Genomic DNA, 18,387 nt, shown 5'->3' with positions numbered 1-18,387 from the left:
GCCCATATGACCGCTTTTGCCCAAACCAATCCGATTACCGACATCTGCTTTTTGGTCGAGGATATCGACAAAGCATCGGCCTTCTATGTCGAGCGACTTGGCTTCAAGCCGCGCCGCCGGGCTCCGGGCTTTGCCGATTTCAAAGGGGCGGGCGTGACGCTTGCGTTGTGGAAGATCGAGCATATCGCCGAGAATACCGGTGTCTCAAGCCGCCGTGCCCCTCCAGGTGCGCACAAGGCCTGCGCGGCCATCGAGCTTGCCTCGCCAGAGCAGGTCGATGCTGCCTATGCGGAGCTGAAAGCTGCGGGCGTGCTCTTCCACGCGCCGCCGCAGGACTATGTCTGGAACGCTCGATGCGTCTATTTCGCCGATCCTGACGACAATCTCTGGGAAATCTATGCGTGGTCCGCAGGTGGCCCGATCGGCGACATCGGCCCGCAATAGCGAGCGCAATCGGCCGGTCGTCCAACAATCCAACAAGGGGAAAGGCAAGCAAATGAACGGGGATGACAAACAAATCGTGGTCGGCAGGCGGACCGTCCTGAAGGGCGGAGCCTTTGCCCTTGCCGCCGCGACGGCAGGGATCAGCGTGTTCGTGCCGCGTCACTCGAAAGCCGCCGCATCCAAGGTCGTCATCAAATATGATTGGCTGATGAGCAATGGGCAGATCGGCGATATCGTCGCAGTCAAGCGGGGCCTGTTCGAGGCCGAGGGTCTCGACGTCGAGTTTTCCCCTGGCGGTCCCAATTCGGCGACGGTGCCGCCCGTGATCACGGGTGATGCGCAGCTCGGCCAATTCTCGGATTCGGCACAGCTTCTTCTTGCCAGGTCATCTGGCGTGCCGATCAAGATCTTCGCCTGCGGTTTCCGCATGGCGCCTTTCGCCTTCTATTCGCTGCCCAAGGCGCCGATCCGCACCGTCAAGGATATGGTCGGCAAGCGCATCGGCATCCAGCCGACGGCTCGTTACGTGCTCGATGCCATTCTGCTGAAGAACAATATCGATCCCTCGAGCCTGACCATCACCAATATCGGCTTCGACATGACGCCGCTGATGACCGGCCAGGTCGATGCCGTGACCGGATGGATCACCAACACGCAGGCCCTTTCCATCATCGGCCCAGACCGCATCGATCTGATGATGAAAGACACGGGCCTGCCGTCCTACGCCAATGTCTATTTTGCCACCGACGATGCCGTGAGTGGCCATGCCGAGACGCTGGCAAAGGTGCTGCGCGCCGTCGCCAAGGGCTGGGCCTGGACGCATGAACATCCTGAAGAGGCAGTCAAACTGACGGTGGAAGCCTATCCGCAGCTCGATCTTGCCGTAGAGCTGAAGACGGTGTCGCGCATCCTGTCGCTGAGCTTTGACACGGCGACCGGTAGGGATGGCTGGGGCAGCTTCGATCCGGCCGCTATTGCCGAGCAGATTTCCGTCTACGACAAGATCGGCCAATTCAAGAGCGGCGCGCCGAAGCTGGAGGACTGCTATACGACTGAGATCCTCGACATGACGGCGGGCGACCGTCCGAAGATTGCGTGAGAGCGGATTTGCCTGAAGCAGCGGCCATCGAAACCAGGGACTTGGCTGTCGGCTATGCCGGCGCTGTCGAGACGACCCGCATTCTGTCCGGCGTCGACCTCAGCGTCGGCAGGGGCGAGTTTCTGACCATTCTCGGTCCCTCCGGCTGCGGCAAGTCGACCTTGCTGCGTGCGGTGGCGGATCTTCTTCCGCCGCTTGACGGGCGGCTGTCGGTGCTCGGTAAGACAGCCTCGGAGGCGCGCCGGCGGCGCGAAGTCGCCTTCGTCTTCCAGGACGCAACGCTGCTGCCGTGGCGGACCGTGAGGGAGAATGTTGCGCTGCCGCTGCAAGTGGGGAAGAAGAGCGTCTCGCGATCGGTCGATCCGCGACCCGACCACTGGATCGAACTGGTCGGCCTGTCGCATCTGGCCGACCGCTATCCGCACCAATTGTCTGGGGGCCAGCGCCAGCGTGTCGCCATTGCGCGCGCGCTTCAATGCGAGCCGGATATCCTGCTCATGGACGAACCCTTCGGTGCGCTCGACGAGATCACCCGCGAACGACTGAACGACGAGCTTCTGGACGTGTGGCGCCGAACCGGCACGACCATCCTGTTCGTCACCCACAGCGTCATCGAGGCGATCTATCTCGGCGGACGCGTGCTGGTGCTTGCGGCCAATCCGGGTCGCGTTCAGGCGCTGATCGACCTTGCACCGCTGAAAGACGAGCGCGGGCTCTGTCGGCGCGAGAGCCTCGATGTCCAGGAGACCGCCGCCCGTCTGCGGGGATTGCTGCAGCAGGGGAATTCGGCTGCATGACGCATCGTCCGTTGTCACTCACCGAGGCGGTCGGCCTTCCTGTCATCGGCGCCCTCTCGCTGCTTCTCGCCTGGCAATGGCTGGTGCCGGCTCTCGGTATTCCGGCCTATATCGTTCCAACGCCGCTGGCGATCCTGCGCACGCTTGGCATCGAATGGCGCTTCCTTCTGTCGAATGCGATCCCGACATGGGGTGAGGCGGGCCTCGGCTTCCTCTTGGGCAATAGTCTCGCTGTGATCCTGGCGGTTGCCTTTGTCTATAATCCGCGCTTCCAGGCCGCCTATTTTCCCGTTGTCCTGCTCTTCAACACGATTCCCGTGCTGGCGCTTGCGCCGATCATCATCCTCATCTTCGGCCTCGGCATGCTGCCAAAGGTCATCATCGCCGCTCTCATCTGCTTCTTCCCAACGCTCGTGAATACCGCCCGGGGCCTCAATCTGGCGACTGCGAGTGAGCTTGACCTGATGCATGTGCTTTCGGCGAGCGGGTGGGAGACGTTCTGGCGCCTGCGCGCCCCACGATCCGCCCCCTTACTCTTTGCGTCGCTGCGCATTTCGGCAACCACCTGTGTGATTGGCGCGATCGTCGGGGAGTGGATCGGCTCGAACCAGGGGCTGGGTGCTGTCATTATCCAGTCGACATTCAACTATCAGGCGGAAAGGCTCTTTGCCGCCGTCGTGCTCGCATCTTTCTCCGGCATCGTCTTTTTTGCCGCTGTTTCCCAGATCGAGCGGATTTTCCGTCGGCTGCAGCCGGCGCGCAACTGAAAGCGTTCAATGCGGGCAGCACATCTCCATGACTGGCTCGTCGCCTGGGCAAACAGGGGATGGCCGAAACGCTGACGCTTTCCAGGATATGGCAGGGCCTCCCGCTTTATCTGCGGGAGGCCTTGTTCCGCTATTCGTTCATCGTCTCCCCGATGTCGGAGAGATCGATGCCATGGGTGTCGAACCACCAGTCGGGACTCATCTCGGAATGGCGGTCAAGCAAACGCAGATATTTGACGCGCAGTCGCTTCTGGCGTTCGACCTCTTCCACGAAGAAGGGATGATCGAGCGTGCCGCCCATCTTGTGGATGCGACGGAGCAGTTTTCGCAAGACGTATCCTTGCTCCTTGTTGCCCGGCCGGTAGCCGCTTTCCACGATTGTCATGATCGTCTCGCACAGCGTTCCGAGCGCATCGACTTGCGGCGTGCCGTTGACGATCATGTCGAGACGCTCGAGACCGAAGCCGACATCGATGCAGCTTCCAAGCGGGTTGACGATGTTTCCGATCTCGACGCCGTCCTTATAGAACTCGGTGCAGTATCCGCTGATGTTGCCATCGCTCCATATGCATTCGGGATCCGGCACGATGGGCACGCGCCCACCATAGAGCGGCGGCCATTCCACCAGGCGGTCCGGATGGATCGTCACATGATCCGGCACGAGCCCCACCGTTTCCAGAAACTCGAGCCAGAAGTCGATGGCGTTGCCGACGGTCATTTCCCTGAAGGAGAAAAGGCCGAGCATGGTGAAATGAAGAAGATGAGTTCCGTCGCCAATCTCGTCGAGGTCGCCCATGCGCAGGCAAGCCTGGCTGTTTGCGACGGTTCCACTATGGGAGGGATCGGAGAAGAGGGGCTTGTACTGCTGCATTCCAGCGCTGCAGAAGAGCGTGGTATCGTCATGCGGCCGTACGGATTCGATGCGTATGAAATTAATGCCCTTGGAAAGGCAGAAGTCTTGATATTGCTGGATCAGGCGTCCCGCGGTGACATAGGCAACCTCCTTCGTTGTTCGTGCCTTCGAAAAATATAGAGATCTCCGGCGCGCACGACAACCCGCTGCTATCGAAGATAAGCCGGGATGGCACTCTTGAACATCGTCTCACTTGAGACTAAATATAACCTCAAGTGAAAAGGATCCATGACCATGATGGGATTTGCAGTCATCGCCGACGTTCTCGGACTGCCCGCCCGGGAACCGGCGTCGCGCTCCGCCTTTGGCCTGCTCTCCAGCATCGAGGAAGGCTTGCCGGTCAAGGCGCTTGATCGCATGGCGCTGCTTCTGGCGCCTGATGATACCCAGTTCAAATATAGGCTCGTTCCGAAGGCCACCTATGAGCGGCGCAAATCGAAGCATCGGCTTTCCTCCGATGAAGGCATAAAGCTCGCTCGCCTGGCGCGTGTCTGGGGATCAGCGCTCGATGTCTGGCAGACCGAGACCGAGGCGCGCGATTTCCTGTTTCGCCCGCATGCAATGCTGGAAGACAGGCGACCGATCGACGTGGTCATCCAGAGCGAGATCGGCGGCGAGCTCGTACTCGATATCCTCGGAAGCCTGAAATACGGCAGCGCTGCGTGAGCGCACAGCATCTCGACCGTACGCTGACATCCATCCGCATCGGAGATCCCAGTGGAACCTATCCGATCTTCGACGCCACCGGCTCGACCATCGCGCCGGGACGATGGAACACATCGGGCAGCCCGATCATCTACACCAGCGAGCACTATTCGACCGCACTGCTCGAAAAGCTCGTCCACGGCAGCGGGCGGCTGCCGCCCAACCAGCACTATGTCACGATCACCCTGCCGCGTGGGCTAAGCTACGAGGTCTTCTCCGAGCCTGCGCTGCCGGGCTGGGACAGCATGCCGGCGAACGTCAGCAAGGCTTTCGGCGAACGCTGGTGCCAGGAGAAGCGCAGCGCCATCCTGCTGGTCCCAAGCGTCGTCGCCCGCGTCGACCGCAATGTGCTGATCAATCCGGCCCACCCGGAATTCCCGTCGATCACGACAAGCCTCCACCAACCCGTCTTCTGGGATCGCCGCTTGTTCGGCATGTGATGGGGTCGGCAGTTCACACCTCCCGCCGCGGCGAGCGAGCCATCAGCCTGGCATAGGCGATGGCCGAGAGCATGTTGACGTGGTTGGCCTTGCCGGTGCCGGCGATGTCGAAGGCGGTGCCGTGGTCGACCGAGACGCGGTCGATCGGCAAGCCGAGCGAGACGTTGACCGCGGTGTCGAAGGCAACAAGCTTGATCGGGATATGGCCCTGGTCGTGATACTGGGCGATGACGAGATCGAAAGCGCCGTTGTAGGCGCGGGCAAACACCGTATCGGCCGAGATCGGCCCGACGACGTCGATGCCCTTTGCCTGCGCCTGCTCGACGGCGGGCGCCAGGAACTCCATGTCCTCGGTGCCGAACAGGCCGTTTTCGCCGCAATGCGGATTGAGGCCGGCAACGGCGATGCGTGCCTTGCGGCCGAGTCGCAGGAAATGCCAGTGACCGGCTTCGATGGTGGCGAGCACCCGCTCGGTCTTGGCGCGCTCGATCGCACCCTTCAGCGAGATATGGGTGGAGACGTGGATGGTGTTCAGCCGCTCGGAAGCGAGCAGCATGAAGGAGCTCTTCGAGCCGGTGAGATGCGCGAGCAACCCGGTGTGACCGTCATGGTGATGGCCGGCAAGATTCATCGCTTCCTTGTTGATCGGCGCGGTGACGATGACATCGGCTTGCCCCGACATGGCGAGATCGACGGCGCGGGTGATGTAGCGCACCGAAGCGTCGCCGGCGACGGGACTGACCTTGCCGATTTCGGGCAGAGCCGCGCCGAGCGCGACCTCGTCGACGGCGATCCTGTCGTCACCGGGCGCATCGGCAGGCCCGAACCGCAGCCCGGCGCCGGTGACGCGGTCGGCGCGCTCCAGCGCTTCGACATTGCCGACAATCACGAAATCGCGGCGTTCTTCTCTTGGAAGGGCTGCCAAGGCCTTGACGATCACCTCGGGGCCGACGCCGGCCGGATCGCCGAGCGTCACGGCAACTTTCGCATTCCTGTCCATCGATCGAGTCCCTTCTAAAAAACCTTACCGCTTAAAAGGCAGCCGCGTAAATCGCGCGAATGTCGGCGCGAGAGAGATCTCGCGGATTGTTATCGAGCAGACGGCGAATGGCAAAGGCATCGTCGGCCATGGCGTCGAGATCGGTTTCCGGCACGCCGAGGCCGGAAAGCTTCATCTCGATGCCGAGTTCGGCGCAGAAAGCGTAAGCCGCATCGAAGACGGAGGTGATGTTCCCGGAGGTTTCACGCCCAAGCGCTTCCATCACCGCCTTGGTTTTCTCAGGCGCGGACGGTGTATTGAAGGCGAGAACATGCGGAAAAATCAGCGCATTGGCCGCGCCATGGGCCACATGCCAGCGCGTGCCGAGGGGATAGGCAAGCGCATGGCCACCGGCGGTGTTGACCGGGCCGAGGCAGAAACCGCCGTAAAGCGAGGCGAGCGACAGGCCGGCGCGCGCCTCGGCGTCATTGCCGTCCTTGACGGCGCGGGCGAGATATTTGCCGACGAGGCGCGTTCCCTCGATCGCATAGATGTCGACCATCGGATGGGCCTTGCGGTTGGTGAAGGCCTCGACGCAATGGGCCATGGCATCGACGCCGGTGGCGGCCGTCGTGCGGGCAGGGACGCTGAAGGTCAGGGCCGGATCGATGACGGCGATATCGGCCAGCATATGCAGGCTTTCCACCGCAAGCTTTGCCATCGTGGCGGGATCGGTGACGAGCGCGCGAATGCCGGCCTCGCTGCCGGTGCCCGATGTCGTCGGTACCTGGGCAAGCGCCACCTTGCGCGGCCCGTGCACCTTGTTCGGACCGACGACCTCGTGCAGCGTCTGGGCGGAGCCGGCAAGTACGGCGGCAAGTTTTGCCAGATCCATGGCGCTGCCGCCGCCGAAGCCGACGATCAGCTCGGCATTGGCGGCGTTTGCCGCCTCCAGGACTTTTTCGAGATTGGCCGTATCCGGTTCGGGCGTCACTTCGGCAAAGACCGTAACCTCGCCCTTCAGCTCCAGCACATCGACGCGCGAAGCGTTGAAGGCATCGGAGATGACGAGCGTGCGCCGATAGCCCTTTTCATCAGCCCATTTGCCGAGCTTTCCCGCCGTGCCGACGCCGAATTCGATCAGATGCGGCCGAACTATCGTGATTGGCGAACCCAAGCTGGCCATGAACCAGTCCTCCCTGCAAGATCTTGCGGCAATATCCTCGCCCCCTTTAATGTAAAGTTGTAAGATCAAAGTCAAGTCAGCATTCCTAGGGGCGGAATTTTTTATCTCTCGATGTGCGATCGGCCGCGCTTCAAGCCAGCACTGACGCACACGCATCTATAACAATATCAATATGTTATTGGAATTGCGCTGATGAAAACGGCATTTCAGGCACAGCTGGCCATCATCTTTGCCACGGCGGCGAATAATCCGACCCTGTTGTCAATTTCTCCCGTCAGCAAACCCACAGCCGTTGTCATCCGGCATCTTTCCGCATGCGGTCGGACGCAGGTTAGGATATTCCGGCTACCGCTTTGCTCAGGGCAGGGATTGCGGGGCGAGGCTGATATATTTGATGGCGCGCCGGTAGTAGGTGTAGGCGATATGGAGCGTGCCGTCGCCGCCCTGGACGATCGACGGATAGGAGAATTCGCGGTTCAGCGAATCCTTCGAATTGTTGCTGAGGCAGAAGCCGTCGCCGGTATCGAGATCGATGCGATGCGGAAAGCTCTTGCCGCCATCCCTTGATATCGCCAGGCTCAGCGGCGCGCGCGGAACACCCCAGACGGCCTTGCGTGCGCTGTTATCGGCAACGACGGAGGTCTCTCCAGCGTCGCCACCCTCGATTTCGTCATAGAGAGACTGGCGCCGCGCATCCGACGTGCCGGCATTCGAATGGTTGTAAACCATTGCGATTGCACCATCATTCAGGATCGTGGCCTGGATCGAGGAGTTGTTGTTCGGCAGTCCGGTGGGTTCGGGCGCACTCCAGGTCGCGCCGCCATCGGATGATCGGCTGGAGAGGATGTTTTCGGCGAAACGGTTGCGATAGAAGGCGATCATCTCGTCGCCGCCAAGCGGCAGGATGTTCATGTGCACCGCGCCAATACTGTCTGGAATATCGTGCATTTGCCAGGTCGCGCCGCCATCACGCGACATCAGCACGGCCGCCGTATCGGCATCGCCGCTCCAGCGCTGGCCGTTCAGGCCGAAGCAGCGGAAGACCGGAAGCAGCCAGTCGCCCCGACCGTTCACGACGATCTGCTGGCGAACGAAGGTGCCAGGGCTGTCACAGAGGATTTGGACCGGGCCGAAGGTCTGGCCGCCATCGTCTGAAATCCGGCATTTGACAACTGAACCGTCCTGATTTCCGGACGTCTGCGAGGTATAGAGCAGCCATATTTTTCCGTCTGCAGCGTTGAAAATCAACGGGTTCTGTTCGGATTTCTCCGGGTCGTCGCTCATCTTTTCCGGCACGGACCAGCGCTCGGAGCCAAGTGTCAGCCGCGACATGTAAATCGAAATATCACCCATGCCCTCCATCGTGCCGCCGAACCAGACGCAGGTCAGGGTGCCGTCGGGCAGAAAGGCGAGATTTGCGGCATGGTTCTGGATGCAGGGGGAGGGCAGATAGGCATCGGCGCGACCCTCGACGATGGGGTGAGGGGCGATAGCCCCGGTCATCAGGGCCGGAACGGCTTCCGGAGGCAGGCCGGTAAAACTCATGACGGATCTCCTCAAGGCAGCTTGGCATAGCTTTCGGCGAGCGCGGCATAATCGGCATCGCCGAGCGGCATCAGCGGCGCGCGCGTGCGCTTCCAGGCAGGATTGCCGGTCTTCAGCCCCACCATCGCCTTGATGGTCGGGATCTGGACGTAGGAATTGGAAAGCGTGCGATAGGCGTTGATGCGAGCCTGCGCCGCCTCGACATCGGCGGCGCGGGCCTCGTCATGGACATGATCGTAGACGGTACGCAGCGAATTCGCGACGAGATTGGATGTTGCGGTGATGCAGCCGGCACCGCCGGCCTTCAGCAGCGGCAGCAGCAGCGGATCGGCGCCCGCCAGCACCGAAAAACCGGGATATGCGGCGATGACCGCCTGCATGTTGTTGAAATCGCCGGCAGATTCCTTGATGCCGACGACCGTTTCCGGGAAGGCGGCAATCAGTCTCCCGATCAGCGGAATGGATAGCGGAACGCCTGAGACCTGCGGAATATGATAGAGGATGACCTGCAGGCGGGTGTCGGCGACCTTTTCCAGCACCTGCGAATAGGCGGCGAAGAGACCTTCGTCGGAGACGCCCTTGTAGTAGAATGGTGGCAGCATCACCACCTTGGTGACGCCAAGCGACAGCGCGTGCCGGGTGAGTTCCACGGTCTCGGGAATGGCGACGACGCCGGTGCCCGGCAAAAGTCTGTCGGCAGGAATGCCGGCCTTCAGTGCAGCTTCCAGAATGGCGCGGCGCTCGGCGCCGGAGAAGGAATTGGCCTCGCCCGTCGTGCCGAGCAGCGCCACGCCATGGCATCCCTCGGCCAGCAACTGCCGGCAATGATCGGTGAAAAGGGCGAAATCCGGCGTATTCTCTGCTGTCAGCGGCGTTGCGGAGGCGCTGAAAACGCCTGTAATCCTGTGATGGCTCATTTCGCCCTCCTCGGCGCGTCCTGTCTGGGGATCCGTGTTCGAACCGCCCGGTTGCGCATTCCAGTTGTCATTCGTCTGTCGCGATGGAGTGCAAAGAACTTTTCCATTGCCGATCTTTTGTCAAGAAGACAAAATGCTGTAACGCCGCTCTGAAAAGTTATCTATCTGTTATAACTTATATATTTTCAGAAGAAAATTTTGTTCGAATTGAAATTGCGATTTTTTGTTGACATATTTACAATAACGAGAGAACGATACGGAACGGATTGTGCTGCGCCTGGCAGGTGCAGGGAGAGCGCTGCCGAATTCACTCTGGGAGGAATGCCATGTCTGATCAATCGGATAAAACCAATATATCACGTCGTAACGCGCTGAAGCTCGGCCTTGCAGCCGGCGTCGGCCTCACCGTATTCGGGATGAATGCCCGCATCGTCATGGCCGATGAAGGCCAGGTCCTGAAGGTCGCAAATCCGGCCTTCGACCAGGACTGGTCGCCGCTGCGCGGCGGCGGCAGAACGTTCCGCTGGAATTCCATCTGGTGGGCATCGCCGATGTATTTCGACAGCCAAGGCAATATCAAGCCCTACGTCTTCACCAGCTGGGAATCGGCCGACAACACCGTTTGGACCTTCAAGCTCGACCCGAAGGCTGTCTTCTCCGACGGCAGTAAGATCACCTCGGCCGATGTCAAGGGGTCGTGGGAAGTCTCCTCGATGCCGAACACCAAGAACCAGCGCGCCGACCAGGTGCTGAGCAGGGTCAAGGGTTACGCCGAAATCGCCGCCGGCTCCGGCACCGAACTGACCGGTGTCGCGACACCCGACGAAGGAACGGTCGTCGTAACGCTGGCTGCTGCAGACCCAATCTTCTTCATGCGCCTGGCAAACCACATCGCGCCGATTACCAAGGCGTCGCAGTCGCGCGGCAGCGACGGCGAGGAGATTATCGACTGGTACAAGCCTGACAGTAAGCCGGTCTTCTCGGGTCCGTTCAAACTCACGAGCATCGACATCGACGCCGGCAAACTCGCTTTCGAGCCGAATGAGAACTTCTTCGGACCAAAGCCAAAGCTTGCCCGTATTGATATCACCTCGATCGAGGACAATGTCACCGCGACGTCGCTGATCAAGTCGGGCGAGTTCAACGCCCATACCGAGCTGATCACCTCGACCATCATCCAGGATCTCGGCCCGGAATTTTCCGCCGGCCCGCTGATCCCGACCAGCCAGCACTTCTGGTTCAACATCTCTCGTGCGCCGATGGACGATCCGAAGGTTCGTCAGGCACTGATCATGGCGGTCGATCGCGACGGCCTGTTCAAGGCTTCCTATCCCGACGGGCCGCATAAGAAGGCCGATCAGATCCTCAACTCGGTCCCAGGTGCGGAGAATTCCGGCTTCGAGCCCTATCCCTACGATCCGGAGGCTGCCAAGAAGCTGCTTGCGGAATCGACCTACGGCGGTCCGGAGCGCCTGCCGAAGATCCTCTTCGTCGGCATCTCGGGGCCGGCCATTCAGGCTGCCGCCCAGTTCATTGCCGAGCAGTGGCGCCAGAATCTCGGCATCACTGCCGTCGACATGAAGCCGCAGCAGGATTCCTATGCGGGTCCGGATCAGAACTCGGTCCAGATCTTCCGCGACGACGTCGGCACCCGCGTGCCGGATGCCGTCTCCTATCTGGCAGGCAGCATCGCCTCGACCTCGTCCAACGCGCAGAACAAGCTCGGTGGCTACAAGAACGACAAGGTCGACAGTGCCCTTGCCGAAGCCACGACCAAGGCTGCAGATGATCCGCAGCGCATCGCTCTCGCCCAGGAAGCCCAGAAGGCGTTCCGCGAGGATTGGGCCTTCATTCCATGGTATTCTCAGGCGATGTCGCGCTGGGCCACCAAGGATGTCAAAGGCCTGGAAAAGAACCTTGACTGGCAGGTCGTCGAACCGTGGAACATTTCCATCGGTTGATCGGCGGAAACCGTCCCTGTCGGTGATAAACCGCGCGAAGGCCGCAAGGCCTTCGCGCAAGTTTCAAGAAGAAGAGATGCGATCGCAGCCAAAAGCGGGAACGCATCGAACAACAGGTGGGAGGTGGCCTTGCTGCGCTACGTGCTAACCCGATTTGCCATCTGGATTCCGTCCGTTCTGGTGGTGATGCTGGCCGTTTACGCGCTGGCCTTCTATGGCGCCGGCGATCCGATCAAGCTGATCTTCCTGCGCGCACCGGGCGACGTCGCCTATAATCCGCAGCGCATCGAAGCCATTCGCGAAAGTGCTGGCCTCAACAAGCCCTTCATCGTCCAGTTCGGCCTTTACATCTGGAACCTGCTGCACGGCCAATTTGGCAACTCGCTGACATCGGGGCGCTCCGTCTGGGCGATGGTCTCAGCCGCCGCACCCGTCTCCTTCCAGCTTGCCCTCTGTTCCATCATTCTGACCGCCGTCGTTGCGATCCCGCTTGGCATGATCGCCGCGCTCAACCAGAATTCGTGCATCGATTATGCCATTCTGGGCTCCGCACTCTTCCTCTGGGCGATCCCGGCCTATGTCGCCGGTCCGCTGCTGATGGTCGGCCTCATCGTGCTGCTGCCGGGTGCAAGCGTTCCCTACGGCTGGGGCGGCATCCTCGATGTCCGTATCCTGCTGCCGCTGCTCGTCCTTTCCTTCCAGCCTATCGCACTGATCGTGCGTCAGACGCGTGCCGCCGTCATCGAGGTCCTGTCGGAGGATTTCGTCCGGACCGCCCGCGCCAAGGGCGTGCCCGAGATCATCGTGGCGTTGCGCCACATCCTGCGGCCGGTGCTGACGCCCGTCGTCACGCAGCTCGGCCTGATCATGATCACCATCGTCAACGGCGCGATCTTCGTCGAACTCGTCTTCGGCCTGCCGGGCCTCGGCCGGTTGACGGTGCAGGCGCTGATCAATTCCGATTATCCCGTCATTCTGGCGATCACGCTGATCGGATCGTTCCTGGTGATGGTGTCGAACCTCCTGGTGGATGTGCTCTATCCGCTGCTCGATCCGCGCGCCAATGATTCAAGAAGGAGCCGCTGACCATGTCCGCCATCCCTCTTTCCACCATCGAAACCGTTGAAGAACCGGTCAGCCTGTGGCGCGACGCCTGGTATCGATTAAAGCGCAACCGGCTCGCCATCTTCGGCCTCGTCATCGTCGTGATCCTCGCCTTTACCGCGATCTTCGGGCCTTACCTCACTCCCTATGATTATCTGAGCCAGGATCTCAACGCCCGCAACGTCCTGCCGTCGATGAGCCACCTCTTCGGAACCGACGATCTCGGCCGCGACGTCTTCAGCCGTGTGGTCTTCGGCACGCGCACCGCTTTCCTCGTCGCCGTCATCGTCACCGTCTTCGCCGTGCTGATCGGTCTCGTGCTCGGTGCCGTCGCCGGTTTCTTCGGCAATCCGTTCGATCGCGCCATCATGTGGCTGACCGACGTGACGATGTCGGTTCCCAACCTGCTGCTCGTCGTCGTCATCAACGCCTCGCTGAAATCGCCGATCAGCAAATGGATGGAGGCGCGTTACCTCGCGACCCTCAATCCCTTCTACCGCGAAACCATGTGGGTGGATTTCATTCTCGTCTTCGGGTCGATGGCGCTGATCTCCTGGCCGCCTTACGCCCGTCTCGTCCGCGCCCAGGTGCTTTCGATCCGCAGCCGGCCCTATATCACCGCGGCCCAGGCGCTCGGCCTGTCGAACTGGATCATCATCAAGCGTTACGTCATTCCGAATGCGCTGGGGCCTTTGATCGTCTCGGTCAGCGCCGGTCTCGGCACGGCGATGGTGCTGGAAAGTGCTTTCAGCTTCCTTGGCGTCGGGGTCAATCCGCCGACGCCGAGCTGGGGCAACATGATCTCGGACGGCTTGCGTGTCTGGCAGCATTATCCCCACCTTCTCGCCGCTCCGGCGGCCGTGCTCGGCCTTGCCTCGGTTGCCTTCAGCTTCCTTGGCGACGGTCTCAACGACGCGCTCAATCCGCGGGGCAGCAAATGATGGACACGAAAAGCACCGACCGCCTGCTCGATGTCAGGGGCCTCACCGTCGAAATCGATGGCCGCAACGGCCCCGCCATCGTCGTCGACGGCATCGATCTCCATGTCGACAGGGGCGAGACCCTTGGCGTCGTCGGTGAATCCGGCTGCGGCAAGAGCCTGACCATGCTGAGCCTGATGCGGCTCCTGCCGAACAAGATCAAAGTCACCAAGGGATCGGCGACATTCGACGGCCGCGACCTGCAGACGATGTCGAATAGGGAGCTGCGCAAGGTGCGCGGCGGCGATATCGGCTTCGTTTTCCAGGATCCGATGACCTCGCTCAATCCGGTGATGCGCGTCGGCGACCAGATCTGCGAGCCGCTGATCTATCACCGCGGAATGAAAAAGGCGGAGGCCCGCAGACGTGCCGTCGAGCTTCTGCGCCTTGTCGGTATTCCTGGCCCGGAAGAGCGCCTGCAGGCCTATCCGCACGAACTTTCCGGCGGCATGCGCCAGCGCGTGATGATCGCAATCGGCCTTGCCTGCAATCCGAAGCTTTTGATTGCCGACGAGCCGACGACGGCGCTCGACGTCACCATTCAGGCCCAGATCGTCGATCTGGTGAAGGATCTCAGGGCCAAGCTCGGCATGTCGGTCGTCTGGATCACCCACGACCTGGCGCTGATCGCCGGCCTCGTCGATCGCGTCGCCGTGCTTTATGCCGGCACGGTGGTCGAAGATGCGCCGGTCGACGAGCTCTATGCCCGCCCGAGCCATCCCTATACGCGCGGCCTGCTGTCATCGATCCCGAAGCTCTCGGACCCGCCGGCAAGCCGGCTGAGCTCGATCGGTGGCACGCCGCCGGAGCCTGGCCGCCGGCCGAAGGGCTGTCCGTTTGCGCCGCGTTGTCCGCTTGCCGAAAACATCTGCCACGAAAAGGTGCCGCAGCTCGAACCTTTGAGCGGCAGCAGCAATCACCGCGCCGCCTGTTTCGTCGTCCAGAGAATGCAGGAGGCCGCATGATGGGTGCTCAACCGCTGCTCAAGGTCGAAAACCTGGTCAAGCATTTCCACGTCAAGCTCGGCGCCTTCGGTGAGCGTTCGGCGACCGTCTATGCGCTCGACAATGTCAATCTCGACATCATGGAAGGCGAGACGCTGAGTCTCGTCGGCGAATCCGGCTGCGGCAAATCGACGACCGGTTTCACCATCCTCAACCTCTACAAGACGACCAGCGGCAAGGTCGTCTACAAGGGCCAGGATCTCGCGACGCTCGATGAAAAACAGATGCGGCCCTTCCGCCGCGACCTGCAGATCGTCTTCCAGGATCCGTATTCGACACTCAATCCGCGCATGACGGTGGGCGAGGCGATCGGCGAGCCGATCCTCTTCCACAAGCTCTGCACCAAGGCGGAACTGAAGGAGAGGGTGGCGACGCTGCTCACCGATGTCGGCCTGTCCACGCGGTTTGCCCAGCGCTACCCGCACGAGCTTTCCGGCGGCCAGCGCCAGCGCGTCGTCATTGCCCGCGCGCTCGCCTGCCAGCCGAAATTCATCGTCTGCGACGAGGCGATTTCGGCGCTGGACGTGTCGATCCAGGCACAGATCATCAACTTGCTGCTCGATCTGCAGGAAAAATACGGGCTGACCTATCTCTTCATCGCCCATGATCTCGCCGTCGTGCGCCACATCAGCACTCGCGTCGGCGTCATGTATCTCGGGCGGCTCGCCGAACTTGCCACCCGCGAGGAACTCTTCGACAATCCGCTGCATCCCTATACCAGGGCGCTGCTGTCGGCCGTTCCGGAGACCGATCCCGAGCATGAGCGCACACGTCAGCGCCAGATCCTGCAAGGTGACGTGCCGAGCCCGCTGAACCCGCCGTCGGGCTGCCGGTTCCACACGCGCTGCCCAATCGCCATGGATGTCTGCAGCAAGGTCATTCCCGCGTGGAAGGAGACGAAGCCCGGCCATCTCGTCGCCTGTCACGCCGTCAACACCGGACAGACCGCATGACGCTGAAGGCCGTTATCGTCGCCGATGATCTGACGGGTGCGCTCGATACCGGAACGCCCTTCGTCGAAGCCGGCCTTTCGGTTGCGGTCGCTGTCGACGTCGGGGCCGCGGAGGATGCGATCGCCACCGGCTGTGATGTCGTCGTCGTCAACACAGCTTCGCGTGCGCTCGGCGAGAGCGAGGCTGCCGAAAGGGTGCGCCTCGCGACCGAGGCGCTTTGCGGCCTTCAGCCCGCAGTCGTGATGAAGAAGATCGACTCCCGGCTGAAGGGCAATGTCGCGGCGGAAAGCCTGGCGCTGGCCGATGCGCTCGGCCTGGAGGCTATCTTGGTTGCGCCTGCTATTCCCGATCAGGAGCGCGTAACCTATAGAGGCTGTGTTGTCGGCCGCGGCGTCGACAAGCCACTGCCGATCGCCGATCTGTTCGAAGGCCGTGCGGGCAATGTTGCTGTTGCCGATGCGAAGGACGATAGTGATCTCGACCAGATCGTTGCCGATCATGACTGGCGGCTGACGCTTGCGGTCGGCGCACGGGGTCTGGGTGCAGCACTTGCCCGTCAGCTCGGCGAGACGGGGCGGCAATCGGTGCCGGAGTTTGCGGCGACCCGGCGTACCCTGTTCGCCTTTGGCTCGCGCGACCCGATTACCGCTACCCAGATGGACCGGCTCGAAGCCTCGGGCGTTTTGCGCATGGTGATGGACGCGCCGATCGGAGAAATCGAAGGCGGGGAGGGCATGGCGTTGCCGGCGCTGCTGCGTTGCACCGGCGATATGGCCGTCGATACGGCATTGGTCGCCCGCCGTTTTGCGGCAGGCGTCAGATCGGTCATCGACGATACGAGGCCTGACATGCTGATGGTCGGCGGCGGCGATACGGCGCTTGCCGTTTTCCAGGCGCTGGGGGTCAGAGTGCTGGCGCCGAAGGGCGAAATCGAAGCTGGCGTGCCGTGGTTCGATGTCACGGCAGCCGACGGGCGGCATTTTCGGTGCGCCGTGAAGTCGGGGGGCTTCGGCAATCCCGATAGTTTGCTAAGACTGGTTCTTTGGAATCGGGCGGCATAGTAAGATACCGCCGGGGAGAATGACGTGGCTGAAGTGAATGGCGAGTCTTTGAACGCGGAAGCCGGCCCGCCGGGCAAGCCCGAACGCGGCAAGGCCGTCAAGCTGGTCGATCGCGTCTTCGACCAGTTGCTCGAGCGTATTCGCGGCGGAAACTATCCGCCGGATTCACGCCTTCCCGGCGAGCATGAGCTTGCCTCGATGCTGGGTGTGTCGCGGCCGATCGTCCGCGATGCGCTGGCGCGCCTGCGCGATCAGGGCATGGTCTATGCACGGCAGGGCGCCGGCACCTTCGTCAGTGCGCATGGATCGCCGACGACGCAGCTTGCCTATTCGCCGGTCAAGACGATCGCCGACATCCAGCGCTGCTACGAGTTCCGCCTGACGATCGAGCCGGCGGCGGCCTATTTCGCCGCCAAGCGCCGCAATGAGCAGGCCATTCAGAAGATCGCCAGCGCGCTTGCGGATCTGCGTGAGGCGACCAGCCATCAGCTTCACCGCACAGACGCCGATTTTCTCTTCCACCGCGCGGTGACGGAGGCTGCCAACAATCATTATTACACGGCCTCGATCGATGCGCTGAAGGCCCATATCGCCGTTGGCATGCATCTCCACGGCCTCTCTTTGCTCGGCCCTCGCCAAGGGTTGGAACAGGTCTATGAAGAGCATAACGCCATCTACAAGGCGATCGCCGATGGCCGACCTGACGATGCACAAAGACTGATGAAGGCGCATCTCGAAGGCTCCCGGGACCGTCTGTTCGAGGGCAGGGTGCTCGACCTATCCTTCTGACGCGTATTCCCGGCAGCAAGCTCAGAAACGTCAGAGAGTCTCATCACGATGTTTTCGCGCCAGCCTCGGCAATGCGGATAAGCGCGCTTTTGATCACGCTGCCCTGATCGTCGGGATGCCCGAGACGTCTACCTCCCGTTCGGCATGCCAGGCATCATACGCAGCCTGCATGCGCAGCCATATTGCGGGGCCATCACCGAACAGTTTTCCAAGCCGAGCAGCGACATTCGGCGACACGGGCTTCTTCTCGTTCAAGATATCGTAGAGTTGCTGGCGCGAGATACCAAGCAGGTTCGCGATTTCCACCTTGGTTTTTCCCGTTGCAGGGATGATTTCCTCAAGCAGTGCCCCAGGGTGGGAAGGGCAGCGCGTCGTCGGCCTCGTCGCTTCATATACGGGCATCAGGTCATTCCCCAGTCCGAGCCGCCTCAGTGATATCGCTCGAAATCGACGCGGGCGGCATCGTTGCCGTCGAACTCGAATGTGATGCACCAGGGGCCGTTAACATGAACAGTGAACCGGGTGGGGTTATGGCCCTTCAGGGCATGGAAGTCGAACCCTGGGAGGTTCATGTCATCAGGCTTTTCGGCCTGTTCCAGACGGTCGAGTCGGATCAGAATACGCTTTTGCAGCTTGGCATCGATCTTTGCAGTTTTGCCTGTCTCAAAAAGATCTGCCAGAGCTTTGTTTCTGAACGACTTGATCATCGCCGATTTGTAAGTTTTTAGCTGACATATGTCAAT

Annotated in this window: 20 protein-coding genes; 13 read left to right on the top strand and 7 right to left on the bottom strand. The window is 61.4% G+C overall.

The genetic code is table 11. The features are described 5' to 3' along the window. Positions 1–6: 6 nt before the first annotated feature. The 4 genes from ELH03_RS32585 to ELH03_RS32570 are packed head-to-tail and all read left to right on the top strand — an operon-like array spanning position 7 to position 3,107. Positions 7–444 carry a VOC family protein gene (locus tag ELH03_RS32585; RefSeq protein WP_130767384.1) on the top strand — a complete coding sequence of 146 codons (438 nt, stop codon included), beginning with the start codon at positions 7–9 and terminating at the stop codon, positions 442–444. 52 nt (positions 445–496) lie between these two features. Beyond that, positions 497–1,543 carry an ABC transporter substrate-binding protein gene (locus tag ELH03_RS32580; protein ID WP_130767383.1) on the top strand — a complete coding sequence of 349 codons (1,047 nt, stop codon included), beginning with the start codon at positions 497–499 and terminating at the stop codon, positions 1,541–1,543. Between the two features lie 8 nt (positions 1,544–1,551). Continuing rightward, the gene (locus ELH03_RS32575; protein ID WP_130767382.1) at positions 1,552–2,340 is read left to right on the top strand and encodes an ABC transporter ATP-binding protein; all 789 of its coding nucleotides are present in this window, start codon (positions 1,552–1,554) and stop codon (positions 2,338–2,340) included. After that, positions 2,337–3,107, top strand: coding sequence for an ABC transporter permease (locus ELH03_RS32570; RefSeq protein ID WP_130767381.1), 771 nt, complete (start codon positions 2,337–2,339; stop codon positions 3,105–3,107). Before ELH03_RS32575 ends, ELH03_RS32570 begins: the two co-directional genes overlap by 4 nt. A gap of 130 nt (positions 3,108–3,237) precedes the next feature. Here ELH03_RS32570 and ELH03_RS32565 read toward each other — a convergent pair whose 3' ends face one another. Then, entirely contained in the window at positions 3,238–4,083 is an 846-nt protein-coding gene (locus ELH03_RS32565) for an alanine--tRNA ligase-related protein (RefSeq protein WP_245504918.1), read from the bottom strand. Between the two features lie 171 nt (positions 4,084–4,254). Here ELH03_RS32565 and ELH03_RS32560 point away from each other — a divergent pair, with 171 nt between their 5' ends. Both ELH03_RS32560 and ELH03_RS32555 read left to right on the top strand, forming a co-directional pair. Then, a complete protein-coding gene (locus ELH03_RS32560; protein ID WP_018070805.1) occupies positions 4,255–4,686 on the top strand; it encodes an antitoxin Xre-like helix-turn-helix domain-containing protein in 432 nt (143 codons plus the stop codon). Then, positions 4,683–5,165, top strand: a complete 483-nt coding sequence (locus ELH03_RS32555) for an RES family NAD+ phosphorylase (protein WP_128401775.1) — start codon at positions 4,683–4,685, stop codon at positions 5,163–5,165. Before ELH03_RS32560 ends, ELH03_RS32555 begins: the two co-directional genes overlap by 4 nt. A 13-nt stretch (positions 5,166–5,178) precedes the next feature. Here the strand turns inward: ELH03_RS32555 and pdxA are convergent, their stop codons facing one another. The 4 genes from pdxA to ELH03_RS32535 all read right to left on the bottom strand — a co-directional run bounded on the left by pdxA (position 5,179) and on the right by ELH03_RS32535 (position 9,792). After that, positions 5,179–6,165 carry a 4-hydroxythreonine-4-phosphate dehydrogenase PdxA gene (pdxA, locus tag ELH03_RS32550; RefSeq protein ID WP_128401774.1) on the bottom strand — a complete coding sequence of 329 codons (987 nt, stop codon included), beginning with the start codon at positions 6,163–6,165 and terminating at the stop codon, positions 5,179–5,181. A gap of 31 nt (positions 6,166–6,196) precedes the next feature. Next, positions 6,197–7,330 carry an iron-containing alcohol dehydrogenase gene (locus tag ELH03_RS32545; RefSeq protein ID WP_128401773.1) on the bottom strand — a complete coding sequence of 378 codons (1,134 nt, stop codon included), beginning with the start codon at positions 7,328–7,330 and terminating at the stop codon, positions 6,197–6,199. 357 nt (positions 7,331–7,687) lie between these two features. After that, positions 7,688–8,875 (bottom strand): sialidase family protein, encoded by a 1,188-nt coding sequence (locus ELH03_RS32540; protein ID WP_128401772.1) that lies wholly within the window; start codon positions 8,873–8,875, stop codon positions 7,688–7,690. Between the two features lie 11 nt (positions 8,876–8,886). Then, entirely contained in the window at positions 8,887–9,792 is a 906-nt protein-coding gene (locus tag ELH03_RS32535) for a dihydrodipicolinate synthase family protein (protein WP_130767379.1), read from the bottom strand. A 326-nt stretch (positions 9,793–10,118) separates the two neighbouring features. Between ELH03_RS32535 and ELH03_RS32530 the strand changes: the two genes are divergently transcribed. The 7 genes from ELH03_RS32530 to ELH03_RS32500 all read left to right on the top strand — a co-directional run bounded on the left by ELH03_RS32530 (position 10,119) and on the right by ELH03_RS32500 (position 17,644). Then, a complete protein-coding gene (locus ELH03_RS32530; RefSeq protein ID WP_130659892.1) occupies positions 10,119–11,753 on the top strand; it encodes an ABC transporter substrate-binding protein in 1,635 nt (544 codons plus the stop codon). Positions 11,754–11,882: 129 nt separating this feature from the next. Beyond that, positions 11,883–12,839 (top strand): ABC transporter permease, encoded by a 957-nt coding sequence (locus ELH03_RS32525; RefSeq protein ID WP_130767378.1) that lies wholly within the window; start codon positions 11,883–11,885, stop codon positions 12,837–12,839. A 2-nt stretch (positions 12,840–12,841) separates the two neighbouring features. Beyond that, positions 12,842–13,798, top strand: a complete 957-nt coding sequence (locus tag ELH03_RS32520) for an ABC transporter permease (RefSeq protein ID WP_047620414.1) — start codon at positions 12,842–12,844, stop codon at positions 13,796–13,798. Beyond that, entirely contained in the window at positions 13,795–14,802 is a 1,008-nt protein-coding gene (locus ELH03_RS32515; RefSeq protein WP_128410668.1) for an ABC transporter ATP-binding protein, read from the top strand. The genes ELH03_RS32520 and ELH03_RS32515 overlap by 4 nt, the downstream gene beginning before the upstream one ends. Then, entirely contained in the window at positions 14,802–15,794 is a 993-nt protein-coding gene (locus tag ELH03_RS32510) for an ABC transporter ATP-binding protein (RefSeq protein ID WP_130767418.1), read from the top strand. The genes ELH03_RS32515 and ELH03_RS32510 overlap by 1 nt, the downstream gene beginning before the upstream one ends. After that, on the top strand, positions 15,791–16,855 hold the full coding sequence (locus tag ELH03_RS32505; protein WP_130767377.1) for a four-carbon acid sugar kinase family protein: 1,065 nt from the start codon (positions 15,791–15,793) through the stop codon (positions 16,853–16,855). Before ELH03_RS32510 ends, ELH03_RS32505 begins: the two co-directional genes overlap by 4 nt. Before the next feature lie 24 nt (positions 16,856–16,879). After that, positions 16,880–17,644, top strand: a complete 765-nt coding sequence (locus tag ELH03_RS32500) for a FadR/GntR family transcriptional regulator (RefSeq protein WP_003549481.1) — start codon at positions 16,880–16,882, stop codon at positions 17,642–17,644. 93 nt (positions 17,645–17,737) lie between these two features. Here the strand turns inward: ELH03_RS32500 and ELH03_RS32495 are convergent, their stop codons facing one another. Beyond that, on the bottom strand, positions 17,738–18,046 hold the full coding sequence (locus ELH03_RS32495; protein WP_130767376.1) for a HigA family addiction module antitoxin: 309 nt from the start codon (positions 18,044–18,046) through the stop codon (positions 17,738–17,740). 26 nt (positions 18,047–18,072) lie between these two features. Beyond that, positions 18,073–18,351 carry a type II toxin-antitoxin system RelE/ParE family toxin gene (locus ELH03_RS32490; protein WP_128401764.1) on the bottom strand — a complete coding sequence of 93 codons (279 nt, stop codon included), beginning with the start codon at positions 18,349–18,351 and terminating at the stop codon, positions 18,073–18,075. Between the last annotated feature and the right edge of the window lie 36 nt (positions 18,352–18,387).

It is taken from the genome of Rhizobium beringeri, assembly GCF_004306515.1.
GTDB lineage: Bacteria > Pseudomonadota > Alphaproteobacteria > Rhizobiales > Rhizobiaceae > Rhizobium > Rhizobium beringeri.
The sequence above is the reverse complement of the archived record's forward strand: the minus strand, read 5'-3'. Positions and strand labels throughout refer to the sequence as shown.